General features: G+C 66.9%; 12 protein-coding genes. 8 read left to right on the top strand and 4 right to left on the bottom strand.

All coding sequences use genetic code 11. The annotated features are described in order from the left end of the window. Positions 1-29: 29 nt before the first annotated feature. The 3 genes from Q9R27_RS14520 to Q9R27_RS14510 are packed head-to-tail and all read right to left on the bottom strand — an operon-like array spanning position 30 to position 2,853. Positions 30-908: a CoA ester lyase gene (locus Q9R27_RS14520; protein ID WP_311253109.1), complete on the bottom strand. Its 879-nt coding sequence runs from the start codon at positions 906-908 to the stop codon at positions 30-32. Then, positions 905-1,900 carry a MaoC family dehydratase gene (locus Q9R27_RS14515; protein ID WP_311253108.1) on the bottom strand — a complete coding sequence of 332 codons (996 nt, stop codon included), beginning with the start codon at positions 1,898-1,900 and terminating at the stop codon, positions 905-907. Before Q9R27_RS14515 ends, Q9R27_RS14520 begins: the two co-directional genes overlap by 4 nt. A gap of 29 nt (positions 1,901-1,929) precedes the next feature. Further along, positions 1,930-2,853 (bottom strand): LysR substrate-binding domain-containing protein, encoded by a 924-nt coding sequence (locus tag Q9R27_RS14510; RefSeq protein ID WP_311253107.1) that lies wholly within the window; start codon positions 2,851-2,853, stop codon positions 1,930-1,932. Positions 2,854-2,934: 81 nt separating this feature from the next. Here Q9R27_RS14510 and Q9R27_RS14505 point away from each other — a divergent pair, with 81 nt between their 5' ends. The 4 genes from Q9R27_RS14505 (at position 2,935) to Q9R27_RS14490 (ending at position 8,353) form a co-directional block, all read left to right on the top strand. After that, a complete protein-coding gene (locus Q9R27_RS14505) occupies positions 2,935-4,149 on the top strand; it encodes an acyl-CoA dehydrogenase family protein (protein WP_311253106.1) in 1,215 nt (404 codons plus the stop codon). Then, complete coding sequence (locus Q9R27_RS14500) at positions 4,146-5,294, top strand: CaiB/BaiF CoA-transferase family protein (RefSeq protein ID WP_311253105.1); 1,149 nt, start codon at positions 4,146-4,148, stop codon at positions 5,292-5,294. The genes Q9R27_RS14505 and Q9R27_RS14500 overlap by 4 nt, the downstream gene beginning before the upstream one ends. A gap of 139 nt (positions 5,295-5,433) precedes the next feature. Beyond that, positions 5,434-6,930 (top strand): sulfatase, encoded by a 1,497-nt coding sequence (locus Q9R27_RS14495; RefSeq protein WP_311253104.1) that lies wholly within the window; start codon positions 5,434-5,436, stop codon positions 6,928-6,930. A 49-nt stretch (positions 6,931-6,979) separates the two neighbouring features. Then, positions 6,980-8,353 (top strand): GH1 family beta-glucosidase, encoded by a 1,374-nt coding sequence (locus Q9R27_RS14490; RefSeq protein ID WP_311253103.1) that lies wholly within the window; start codon positions 6,980-6,982, stop codon positions 8,351-8,353. Between the two features lie 21 nt (positions 8,354-8,374). Here the strand turns inward: Q9R27_RS14490 and Q9R27_RS14485 are convergent, their stop codons facing one another. Continuing rightward, complete coding sequence (locus tag Q9R27_RS14485) at positions 8,375-9,166, bottom strand: SDR family oxidoreductase (RefSeq protein WP_311253102.1); 792 nt, start codon at positions 9,164-9,166, stop codon at positions 8,375-8,377. 145 nt (positions 9,167-9,311) lie between these two features. Here Q9R27_RS14485 and Q9R27_RS14480 point away from each other — a divergent pair, with 145 nt between their 5' ends. The 4 genes from Q9R27_RS14480 to Q9R27_RS14465 are packed head-to-tail and all read left to right on the top strand — an operon-like array spanning position 9,312 to position 12,691. Further along, a complete protein-coding gene (locus Q9R27_RS14480; RefSeq protein ID WP_311253101.1) occupies positions 9,312-10,304 on the top strand; it encodes a thiamine pyrophosphate-dependent dehydrogenase E1 component subunit alpha in 993 nt (330 codons plus the stop codon). Then, the gene (locus tag Q9R27_RS14475; protein WP_311253100.1) at positions 10,301-11,278 is read left to right on the top strand and encodes a pyruvate dehydrogenase complex E1 component subunit beta; all 978 of its coding nucleotides are present in this window, start codon (positions 10,301-10,303) and stop codon (positions 11,276-11,278) included. Before Q9R27_RS14480 ends, Q9R27_RS14475 begins: the two co-directional genes overlap by 4 nt. Next, positions 11,278-11,565: a muconolactone Delta-isomerase family protein gene (locus Q9R27_RS14470; RefSeq protein WP_311253099.1), complete on the top strand. Its 288-nt coding sequence runs from the start codon at positions 11,278-11,280 to the stop codon at positions 11,563-11,565. Before Q9R27_RS14475 ends, Q9R27_RS14470 begins: the two co-directional genes overlap by 1 nt. Then, entirely contained in the window at positions 11,555-12,691 is a 1,137-nt protein-coding gene (locus tag Q9R27_RS14465) for a mandelate racemase/muconate lactonizing enzyme family protein (protein WP_311253098.1), read from the top strand. The genes Q9R27_RS14470 and Q9R27_RS14465 overlap by 11 nt, the downstream gene beginning before the upstream one ends. Positions 12,692-12,695 lie beyond the last annotated feature (4 nt).

The raw sequence follows: 12,695 nt of genomic DNA, 5'->3' as shown, positions 1-12,695 counted from the left end.
GCGGAGAGGGTAGTTCCGACACTCGGGGCCTAGCCGATCTGCCCCTGACGTCGCCCGCGGGCTCGGATCGCCTCGGCCCTCAGCCGGACGGGACGATCGATCATCTCCCCGTGCAGAGTGGCAACTCCATCGTCGGGGACGGCCAGGACCTGTTCTGCCCATGCCATCTCGCGGGCACTGGGTAGGAAGGCGGCGTTGACGGGTGCCACCTGGCCGGGGTGGATGCACAGTTTGGCCCCCATCCCCATCTCGAGTCCATGACGAAGGTCGTCGATGACCGCATCGGGGTCGCGGAGGGTGGTGGTCACGCCGTCGACCGGTGCTGCGATGCCCGCTGCTGCACTTGCATGGACCAGGCTGGAGCGGGCGAACGCCAAGGCGTGACGAGACGTGGGTGGAACGCCGATGCTGGCAGCGAGGTCAACATTGCCCAGGGCCAGGCGGACCACCCCGGAAGCTGAGGCCAGGGCACGGGCCTCGAGCACGCCGATGGGTGTCTCGACCAGAGCAAGGATCGCGGTCCCCGGGAGCCGACCGGACAGCGCTTCCAGAGCTGCCGGGTCCTCCGCTTTGGGCACCATGACCGCCACGTCGGAGCCGCTCAGCGCAGCTACCTCGGCAGCGTGCCACCGGGACCGGAGGGCATTGATCCGCACGACGATCTGCGGTTGTGATTCCTGGCCTGCCTGCTCCTGGTCTGCACGGTCATCGGTCCGTTGCTGGGAGAGCCAGCGGACCATCGTGCTCAGTGCCTGCTCCTTCACATCCACGCCGACCGCGTCTTCGAGGTCGATGATGATCGCGTCGGCTCCGGTGGCGATCGCCTTGGCGTAACGGTCCGGCCGGTCGGCGGGCACGAAGAGGAAACTGCAGGCCGAAGCCAGGATGCCGCCGTTCCTGGTGCTCATGCGAACACCACCACCGGCCGGTAGGCCAGCACGGCACGGTCCTCGGGGTCCGCCGCAGCGAAGGTCGAGACCTTCAGTGACGCGAGGCCGCCGCCTCCCTCGAGCGGGTGCAGCGACTCCACCTCGACCACCGAGCGCAGGGAGTCGCCCTCATGAACCGGGCCATGATGGTCGCAACCGTGCCAGCCGGCCACGGTCACCACATTGGGCAGCGCTCGGGTGAGGTGGTGCAGGGCCAGGCCGATCGTGTGGCCCCCGTAGACCAGTCGCCTCCCGCCGGCCGCACGCTGGTCGTGGTGGACCTTGGCGATGTTCCCGGTGAGCCGAGCCAGGTCGGGAGCGCCGGTGACGACATCCATGCCGTCCACCTCCCAGGCCATCCCCGGGGCAAGGTCCGCGAAATGCTTGCCGGGAAGCTCGCGGATCGGCGACAGGTCCCAATCGGCGGAGGGAACGAGCAATTCTTCGAGGGCGAGGTCGCCCGCCGCGCCCAGGGGGTCCTGGTGTCCGGTCGGTGCGCTTCCCGGTCCCAGGGGCAGCATCGCGCAACGGCGGTAGTCCAGAACCCGGCGGCCCGCCTGATCGATCGTGCTGATCTGCAACACCGCCATTCCGGTGGGCGGCCGTTGCGGTTTGACCGAGTTCTGCTTCAACGCCTCCACCCGGGTCGTCGTGTGCAGGGTGTCACCGACCTCGGGGACCCGGTGGAACCACAGCCCCCGATAGAACAGGTTGGCCCGGACGAACTGTGTTGCTGCCGTCGATTGACCGATCGAGATGTCCCAGACCAATCCTGGGGAGGCGAGCGGTCGACGGCCGGTGACCCTCCTGGCCAACTCGTGGTCCAGCAGCAGCCGGATGCGGTTTCCCACGATCGAGTGGTGCACGGCCTGCATTCCTTCGGTGAGGGTCACCGCGGGGGCACTGGCGAAGGTGGTGCCGACCACCAGCTCGTCGAAGTACGGTCCGCGGACGGTCGTGCTGCTCGTCACTTCTGCTCCATTCCATGAACGGTGGGTCCCTACTGCCGCATCCCCGGCCACGACCCGGTGGATCGTGCCTGGTCGATGCAGCGGGTGAGCTGGGCGGCGACGGCCTGGATCGAGGGCTGCTGCCTCTCCTGCTTGTGGGTGACCAATGAGACCGTACGACGAATGTCGGGTGCGCACAGGGGTGCGCCACTCAAAGTCCTCGAAGCGACCTCGGCTGCCGCGCCGACCGCCGGGAGGATCGTCCAACCGTGGCCCTGCTGGACGAGAGACTTCTGAATGCGCATCGAGTTCGTCTCCACAGATGCGTGCGGTTGGAGGCCTAGTCGTGCGAAGGCCCGGTCGATCAGGACCCGCAGGCCGTGGCCGCTCTCCGGGAGTATCAGGGGAACATGGGTGAGCTCGGTTAGCGGGATCGGTGTACCGACGCGGAGGGCGGCTTCGGGAGGCGCAAAGGCCCACAGTTGTTCTTCCCCTGCGGGTTCCACGCTGAAGGAGGGAGACGGGGGCAGGTCATAGAGGACGGCCAGGTCCAGGTCTCCGGCGTTGAGCCAGTCACGGAGGTGACCGCTGTACGCCGTGAGGACGCGAAGGTGCACCCGGGGATGGGCCTCGCGTACCCGGGTGACCAGGGGCCCGGCCAACAGGTCGGTCATGCTCTCGAGGAGCCCGACGGAAACAGTCCCGCCGACGTCGTGCGGAGTGGGTTGCAGTTCGACCCTGGCCCGGTCGAGCTCGCGGATCACGCGACGCGCCCGTTCCACCAGCAGGGAGCCGGCCGGGGTCACTAGCATGCCGCTTCGGGTGCGTTCGAACAGGGCGACGCCCAGTTCCTTCTCCAAGGTCTGGATCTGCCGTGAGACGGCCGGCTGGACCAGACGGAGCCGACGTGCCGCACCGGTCACGCTGCCTTCGTCCGCGATGGCCACCACTGCCTCGAGCTGTTTGACCTCCACCTCAAGACCGCCTGTTGCCCATCAGCAGGGACGATGAACCCATCACGAAATGGCATTATGCACCACTATCCATGCCGAGTCATGATGAAGTCCGAACCTAGGGAAGGACTTCGTATGCCGCCGCGCCCCCACTGGATGGCTGACCAGCTCGAGGAAGACGAGCTCGCCATCGTTTCTCTGATCAGGGAGTTCGTGGATCGTGAGGTGAGGCCCACCGTGCGAGAGCTCGAGTCAGCGAACACCTACCCGCGCGTGCTGATCGAGCAGATGAAGGAGATGGGTGTCTTCGGACTGGCCGTCCCGGAGCCCTGGGGCGAGAACCAGGTGAGCATCCCGTGCTACGCGGCGGTCACGGAGCAGCTGGCGCGTGGGTGGATGAGCCTGGCCGGTGCGATGGGTGGACACACTGTCGTCGCCAAACTGCTGGTCGCCTTCGGCACGCGTGAGCAGCAGGACCGCTACCTTCCACGGATGGCGAGCGGGGAGGTGCGGGCGACGATGGCCCTGACTGAGCCCGGAGGTGGGTCTGACCTTCAGGCGATGCGGACCACCGCCCGTCGCGCGGGCAACGACTATGTCGTCAACGGCTCCAAGACGTGGATCTCCAACGCGCGCAACTCCCAGCTCGTCGCACTGCTGTGCAAGACGGACCCGTCGGCGGAGCCTGCTCACAGCGGGATCAGCATCCTGCTGGTCGAGCATGGCCCCGGCTTCGCGGTCTCGCGCGACATCCCCAAGCTCGGTTACAAGGGGGTGGAGAGTTGTGAGCTCTCCTTCGATGACTTCCGGACGCCGATGTCGAGTCTGCTGGGCGAGGAGGAGGGCAAGGGCTTCACCCAGATGATGCACGGCTTGGAGATCGGCCGGATCCAAGTTGCCGCCCGCGCTCTCGGAGTGGGTACGGCGGCTCTCGAGGACGCCCTCGCCTACGCCCAACAGCGCGAGTCCTTCGGCAAGCCCATCTGGAAGCATCAGTCCGTCGGGAATCACCTGGCCGACATGGCCACGACCCTAGAGGCCGCTCGGGGCCTGGTGCTGCGGGCCGCGCAGACCTGTCAGCGAGGTGGCCGCGCTGACATGGAGGCGGGAATGGCCAAGCTGTTTGCCTCGGAGGCAGCGATGAAGATCGCCTTGGACGCCGTACGGGTCCATGGTGGCTATGGCTACTCCACGGAGTTCGACGTGGAGCGCTACTTCCGTGACGCCCCCTTGATGATCGTCGGCGAGGGCACCAACGAGATTCAACGCAACGTCATCGTCCGTGAACTCATCCGACGCAATCCGGCGCACGGATGAGGCCGCTGCAGGGTGTTGTCGTCGTGGCCTTGGAGCACGCGGTCGCGGCCCCGTTCGCCACGCGTCAACTCGCCGACCTGGGGGCGAGGGTGATCAAGGTGGAGCGTCCCGGTAGTGGGGACTTCGCCCGGGACTACGACCGGATCGCCCACGGGCACTCGAGTTACTTCGTCTGGCTCAATCGCGGCAAGGAGAGTGTTGCCCTCGACATCAAGTCCACGGGCGACCGGGCCGTGCTGGACGAACTGGTCGGACGCGCCGACGTGCTGATCGGCAACCTCGGGCCGGGTGCCCTCGAGCGCCTGGGCCTGGACGCGGAGACGCTGCGCAGGAGCCATCCCCACCTGATCCACTGCAGCATCTCGGGCTACGGCCAAGGCGGTCCCTACGACGATCGCAAGGCCTACGACCTCCTGGTTCAGTGCGAGACCGGCATGCTCTCGGTCACCGGAACCACCGACGAGCCGGCCAAGGCAGGCACATCGATCGCCGACATCGCGGCTGGCATGTATGCCTACAGTGGGATCCTCACGGCGCTCTACCGACGTGAACGGACTGGCGAGGGCGCGGAGCTGCGCGTTGCGATGATCGACGCCCTGAGTGAGTGGATGGCACAGCCCGCCACGGTTGCCGCCTACTCGGGGGCCGGCCCGACCAGATCGGGCGCCCGGCATCCGACCATTGCCCCCTATGGTCCCTTCAGGTGTGGCGACGGAACCATCTTCCTGGCTGTCCAGAACGACCGGGAGTGGGAGGCTCTGTGTCGCGATCTCCTCGGGGACGGTGCTCTGGCCCACGACCGGCGCTTCAAGCGCAACCCCGACCGGGTGGCCCATCGTGATGCGCTGGAGCGGCTCGTCGTGGAAGCGACCTCGCGACTGCCCGTGATCGAGGTCGAAGCGGTTCTCGACCGTGGCGGGATTGCCCATGCCCGGCTGCGGGATGCCGATGAGTTGCTCACTCATCCGCAGCTGGTCGCGCGCGACCGCTGGGGAGACGTGCCGGTTCCCGGTGCCGAGTCCGTGCGGGGCCTGCTGCCACCGGTCCAGTTGATCGGCGATGCGCCGAGGCTGGGAGCAGTCCCGTCCCTGGGCGAGCACACCGAGGCGGTCCTGGCTGAACTCGGGATGCAGCGGCGACGGTGAAGTTTCATAGTATGTATTTGATTCCATAATATATCGTAAGGACGATGTTTTCATGAGCCCTGCACGGGATCCCCGGTCTCGTCCCCGCGACTCCTCGAGCGCGGAGGCAGGCAGGTCGGCGCCTCCCACCCATGTGGTCGTGTTGCTCCTGGACAGCCTGAACCGACACATGCTGGGCGGTTATGGGAGCCAGGAGTTCGAGACGCCGAACCTCGATCGAGTGGCGGCGCGGTCCCTGCGATTCGACAACCACTATGCGGGATCCTTGCCCTGCATGCCGGCTCGTCACGACATCCTCTGCGGTGCTCTCGACTTCCTCTGGCGGCCCTGGGGGTCGGTGGAGGCGTGGGAAGCGACGCTGCCCTCGTTGCTGCGCGACAGCGGTGTCGTGTCGGCGCTGGTGACCGATCACCCTCACCTGTTCGAGACCGGCGGCGAGAACTATCACACGGGGTTCACTGCTTGGGACTTCGCCCGCGGCAGCGAGGACGATCCGTGGCAGACGCGGAGAGATCCGAGTGCGCATGGCACGCCCGCGGGGCTCCCGACGATCCGCGAGAGTCCATTGCACGCGGCGTACGACCGCTCACGGAGCTACTTCCGCTCGGAGGCTGACTTTCCCGGACCGCGGACCATGAGTGCCGCAGCGGATTGGCTCGAGGCAAACGCCGACGAGCACGACCGCTTCTTCCTGTTCATCGACGAGTTCGATCCGCACGAGCCGTTCGACACCCCGGTGGAGTGGGCATCGAAGTACGACGACACCTGGCACGGTCCACGTCTGGTGTGGCCGCCGTACGTGCGTGGCGGGCTGCGGCAGGGACGACTGAGTGAGCGGGAGGGGTGGCAGCTACGGGCCAACTATGGTGCGAAGCTGAGCATGATCGACCATTGGCTCGGGCGGATTCTCGACGTCTTCGACCGCAACGACCTCTGGCAGAACACCGCGCTCTTCGTCTGCACGGACCACGGCCACTATCTGGGGGAGCACGACAACTGGGGAAAGCCTGCCTCCCCCATCTATCAAGAAATGGGGCAGCTGCCCCTGTTCGTCGCCTGGCCGGGCCGTCCGGCGGGTTCGACTCGTGCGCTCAGCACCAGCGTGGACCTCTTCGCCACTCTCGCCGAGATCTTCGCGGTCACGCCGAAGCATCGAACACACGGACGCTCCTTGGTCCCCTTGATCGAGGGTCGGGCGAGCGAGGTCCGCGAGCACCTCCTCTCAGGGGTGTGGGGACGGGAGGTTCACGTGGTGGGGGACGGGGTCAAGTACGCCCACGCCCCGGCCGAGCAGAATGGTCCGTTGGCCATGTGGTCCAACCGGTGGTCCACCATTCCGCTCCACGCCTATCCCGCTGGCACGTTGGCGCCGCTCGATGCTCGGGCGCGACTGGACTTCATGCCGGGGTCGTCCGTGCCGGTGATTCGACAGCCCTTCGTGCCCGGCGACATGCTGCCGATCTGGGCCCAGGCCCCCTTCGAAGGGAACGTGTTGTTCGACCTTCACAACGATCCGGGCGAATCGGAAAATCGGGCCGGGAGCCGTCTCGAACGCGATGCGGAGGACATGTTGGTGGCCGCGCTCGACGAGGTCGAGGCCCCGGCCGAGCAATATCAGCGGTTGGGACTGAGGTGACCGCCTTGATCGTCGGTCGAGCGACACGGAACGTACTCGAGGGGTGCCCATGAGCAACCAGGCAGACCGCTTCCTCTGGGGAACGGCAACAGCCGCCCTGCAGATCGAGGGGGCCAGCCATGACGACGGTCGTGGCGATTCGAGTTGGGATGTCTTCGCGCGTCAGGAGGGCAACACCTATCGTGGCGACACGGCTGACATCGCCTGCGACCACTACCACCGGTGGGAGCAGGACCTGGAGTTGTTGAACGCGCTCGGTGTCGGCGCCTATCGGTTCTCGGTGTCGTGGCCACGGGTGATGCCGTCTGGGCGCGGGGTCGTCAATGGCCCCGGACTGGACTTCTACGACCGGCTCGTCGACGGACTCTGCGCTCGAGGCATCGTGCCCATGGTCACGCTGATGCATTCGGACCTGCCCCAGGCCCTGGAACTGGCCGGGGGGTGGGCGAAAAGGGAAACCGCCCTTGCCTTCGCCGAGTATGCGTCGGTCGTCCATCGGCGTCTGGCGGACCGGGTAGACCTGTGGCTGACGGTCAATGAACCCTGGGTGATGGCCTGGCAGGGCTACGGCTACGGGCGGCACGCACCGGGGTTGCAGGACCCGCGGCAGGCCGTTGCGGCGCTCCATCACATGTTGCTGGGCCACGGGTTGGCGGTCAGGGCGATGCGAGCCGATGGTTCGGAGAGTTCGTTCGGAGTCGCTGCGAACGTCAACCCGGTCCGTCCGATCAGTCAGCGCTCCGCGGATGTCGCTGCAGCTCGGCGTTGGGACGGCCACGTCCATCGCTCGGTGCTCGACCCACTCTTCGGTCGACCCTTGTCCGACGACCTGGTGAGCCACTACCGCGCTGTTTCCGACTTCGAGCATGTTCGCCCAGGAGACGCGGAGACGATTGCCGGGAGCAGCGACTTCCTCGGGATCAACTATTACCGACCGGAGTACGTCGGGGCCGGGGGCGACGCCGGTGACAGAGTGACGAAGACCGAGCTCATCGTGCCGGAGGGAGTTGCGACGACCGGGATGGGGTGGCCGATCGATCCGGCCGGCCTCACCGAGACGTTGCAACGCATCCATGCGGAATGCCCCGGCGTGCCGCTCTTCGTCACCGAGAACGGCACAGCCTGTTACGACTACCCGGACCCGTCGGGCCTGATCAATGATGTCGAACGTGTCGACTTCCTGCGCAGTCATGTCGCCGCCGCCCTGGCCGCTCGCGAACACGGGGTCGACCTACGGGGCTATTTCGCCTGGTCGCTGCTCGACAACTTCGAGTGGGCCGAGGGGTATGCGCAACGTTTCGGCCTCACCTATGTCGACTTCCGCACCCAGGCCCGACTGCCGAAACGGTCCTTCCACTGGTATCGCGACGAGATCGCACGTCGAAGTGTCCGGACCGGATCTGCCGCAGCGGCCTCCCCGTGACGTGACGACCCGGAGGCCGGGTCAACCCCTCGGGGTGAGGGAGAAGTCGTAGGTCGAGGTCAGGCCGCCGTCGACCACGAGCACCGATCCCGACATTCCGGAGGCGAGTGGCCCGGCCAGGAACGCGAGGACGTTCGCGACCTCGTGGGCAGCGACGAGTCGACCGGACGGCGTCTGGTCCTCCAGCCGGCGTTGGACCTCGGCGGGGTCCGGCATCGATTCGAAGCTGTGCCGCAGCATCGGGGTGTCCGTGGCGCCGGGGCAGACGACGTTGATCCGGATGTTGTCGCGGGCGTGTTCCACGGCGGCCGTTCGGGCCAACTGCACGACGGCTGCCTTCGAGGCCGAGTAGGCAGCCATCGCGTCCTCGGCGAACAGGGCGTCGACGCTCGAGACGACCACGACAGAGCCGTCCTTCCGCGCGACCATGGCAGGGAGCACCGCCTGCATGGCCTTGAGGACGCCGATCACGTTGACCTCGAACAGGCTGCGGAACTCCTCTGCGGTGGTCTCGATGATGCGTGCTGCGCGGTTGGCGCCCGCGCAGGCAACCAGGCCCGATACGCCTGCGGGGGCGATTGCGCGGATCAATTTCCCCACCTGCTCCCAGGTCTCATCCGCAGTGACGTCACCGACCAGGGTGTGTACGCCGCGAGGCAGGGGAGAGGCGGCGGGCTGGGTGTCGACCGAGATGACTGTCGCCCCCGATTCCGCCAGGACGCGGCACGTCGCCCAGCCGATGCCGGAAGCGCCCCCGGTGACCACGAACGACCGATCCTGCAGTGCTGTTCCGTGTCCGTCGTGCAAAGGCATGGGCCTGTTCCTCCATCAGTCGTCTGGTCAGTGGCCTGGGCCTGGTCTCAGCTCTCTCGTCCCGGGGCTCTCATCTTGACCTTGCCTCAGCGCCTGTCTACTGTTCACTATAATGAAACTAGTTCATATTGTGAATGAGGCGAGTATGGAATATCCCGATCGGGTCGCGATTGACGACGACCCGTCCCTCGCGGACGGCGAGCTGCTGGGCATGCTGAGGTCGATGCTCGAGATCCGTGGGTTGGAGGACGAGATCCAGCGAGCCTTCACCAAGGACTTGGTCCGGGGCTCGACCCATCTGTGCAACGGCCAGGAGGCGGGGGTGGTGGGAGCGTGCACCGCACTGGCGGAACAGGACACGATGGTGTGCACCTACCGTGGCCACGGAGCCGTCCTGGCGATGGGGGCTCCGCTGGACGCCACCTTCGCGGAGATCGTCGGACGCGAGACCGGCCTCTGCGGGGGCAAAGGCGGCTCGATGCACCTCACCGACGTCCGGGTCGGTGCCTACGGGTCCTTCGCCATCGTCGGGGCGCACCTGCCCATCGCCAACGGGTTGGCCCTGGGAGCGCGGCAGCGTGGCCGCGACAGCGTCTCCCTGTGCTTCTTCGGTGACGGCAGCACCAACATCGGCGCCTTTCATGAGTCCCTCAACCTCGCTGCGGTCTGGTCACTGCCGGTGATCTTCTTCTGCGAGAACAACCTCTACGGGGAGTACACCCCTTGGCGGGCCACCACGCGGGTGGAGCGACTGGCGGACCGGGCGGCCTCCTACGGAATGCCCGGTGTTCGGGTCGACGGCAACGACGTGGTGGCGGTGCACCAGGTCACTGCCGAGGCAGTTGCCAGGGCACGCTCCGGCGCAGGCCCGACGCTGATCGAGTCCGTCACCTACCGCCATCGGGGACATTCCCGCACGGACCCGGCGACCTATCGGCCGGAAGGAGAGTTGGACAGGTGGCTCGAGGTCGACCCGGTGCTCCGACTCCGGGCGCTGCTCACCACCCGGGGCATCGGGGAGGACCGGATCGCCGGGACCGAGGCGGCGGCCAAGGAGTCCGTGCGCACCGCCGTCGAATCCGCGCTCGCCGCCCCACCACCTCGTCCCGACGCGCTCTTCAAGGATGTGTATGCATGAGTGTCACGACGTACAAGGAAGCCATCAGGCAGGCACAGGCCGATGCGTTGAAGGCGGACCCCACTGTCTTCCTCCTCGGCGAGGACATCGCCGCGGCCGGAGGCGCATTCAAGGTCACCGATGGACTCATGGAGTCGTTCGGGGGCGAGCGGGTGATGGACACGCCGATCTCGGAGCAGGCCATCATCGGAGCTGCGATCGGGGCGGCGATCATGGGCTCCCGGCCCGTGGCCGAGTTGATGTTCGCGGACTTCGCCGGTGTCTGCTTCGACCAGATCGCGAACCAACTCGCCAAGTACCGCTACATGAGTGGGGGGCAGGTGTCGGTGCCGGTCACCGTCCGACTCGCCAACGGGGCCGGGCAGGGATTCGCCTCCCAGCACTCCCAACCGGTGGAGAACTGGTTCCTCAACTGCCCGGGCCTCAAGATCGTGACGCCCGGGAGCGTTGAGGACGCCTACGGCCTCCTGCGGTCGGCGATCGCCGACGAGGATCCGGTGTTGTTCTTCGAGCACAAGGCGATGTACAACCTGAAGCGGGTGCGCACCGGGGAACTGGCCCCGGTGCCGATCGGGCAGGCCGAAGTCGTGAGGGAGGGAGGTGATGTCACGGTGGTGGCCACGCAACTCATGCGACAGTGCGCCGAGCGTGCGGCCGAGCAGATGGCCGACCTCGGTGTGACGGTGGAGGTCATCGACCCGAGAACACTCGTCCCGTTCGACTACGGGACGGTGGCGGAGAGCGTCGCCAAGACCAACCGCCTGATCGTGATGCAGGAAGGCTCTGCCGGCGGCAGCTGGGGTGCGACCGTGGTGGCGAGGATTGCGGGGGACTGCTTCGAGTCGCTCGACCTGGCCCCGGTCCTCATCTCCGCCCCGGACACGCCCGTCCCGTACGCCGGAGGGTTGGAGGCCGCCTGGCTCCCCGATGTCGACACCCTGTGCGAGGCGATCAAGGCGATGGACCGCTACTGATGGAGTTCCTGGTGCAGATCGCCGTGGCCCTCCCTCACGACATGCCCGAGGAGAGGCAACGAGAACTACGAGCCGCTGAACTCGCAGCAGGGCAGCATCTGCTGTCACGTGGGACGATTCAGCGCATCTGGAGGGTGCCCGGGACTTCGGGAAACCTGGCGATCTGGCGTGCCGTCGATGCGGATGAGTTGCATCGGGCGATCAGCTCCCTTCCGCTGTTTCCGTGGCTGACCGTCTCGGTGCAGGCGCTGGCCTCCCACCCTGTCGAGGAGCGTCATGACGATTGACCCGATCAGCACCATCGCCGCGTATCCACTCATCTATGAGGAGCCGCACTATCGAGGTGCCCGACGCTGCGTCACCCTGGCCCGGATCGAGACCCGGTCGGGTGTCGTCGGCTGGGGTGAATCCATCTCGCAGATTCCCGAGGCAGCGCTGGCCACCGCAGTCATCATCGACCGCGGACTTGCGGCCACGCTCGTCGGCGAGGACGCGCGGGACGTGACCCGGCTGTGGTCCCAGATGTGTCGCCACGCCTACTGGTACGGCGTGGAAGGCATTGCCGGCTTCGCGATCAGCGCCCTGGACATGGCGCTGTGGGACCTGGCCGGCCACCTGGCCGGCAGGCCGGTGACTGCGTTGATCGGCGACATCGGTCGACGACGGGTGCCGGCGATGGGCTCGGTTATCTTCGACATGCTGGACCTGGACGCCACGCTGGAGGAGTTCCGGTTCATGCGCGATGCCGGCTACCCCATCCTCAAGGCCGGCTGGGGCATGACGAGCGAGGCCATGTTCGGCCAGGACGCGGCGCGCGACGATGTCTATCTTCGTGCAGTCAGGGACCTGATCGGCCCCGACCTGGGACTCGTCGTCGACGTGCCCGGTGCGCAGCGCCTGTGGGACCTGAAGACCGCGATGCGCCGTCTCAAGGACTGGGAGCCCCATGGCCTGCGCTGGGTTGAGCAGCCCCTTCACCCAGCCGAGCTCGAGAACCATCGCATCCTGCGCGCGCACACGACCACTCCTGTCGGCACGGGTGAGGACGAGTGGTCGCCGGAGAGCTATGGCCACGTGCTCCGGGCGGGTGCTGCCGACGTCATCCAGATCGACCCTGGCCGATGCCTCGGCCTGACCGGCGCCCTGAGGGTGATCCGCGAGATCGAGAGCGCGGGTGTCAACTACAGCATGCACAGTTGGAGCAGCGCGTTGAACACTGCTGCGAGCTTGGCGCTGCTGTCCGTGTCGGACCACGGCGACACACTCGACTTCAAGCCCCACGAGTCGCCGATGCAGCACGACCTGGTCACCGATCCGTGGGAGCTGGTCGATGGGCACCTTGAGCTCAGGGAGCGGCCGGGATTGGGTGTGACCGTCGAGCCATCTCAACTGGAGCGTTTCCGTCTCAGCTGAACGA

Source organism: Nocardioides sp. AE5 (genome assembly GCF_031844485.1).
Lineage (GTDB): Bacteria > Actinomycetota > Actinomycetes > Propionibacteriales > Nocardioidaceae > Nocardioides.
This window is presented reverse-complemented; position numbering and strand designations above follow the sequence as displayed.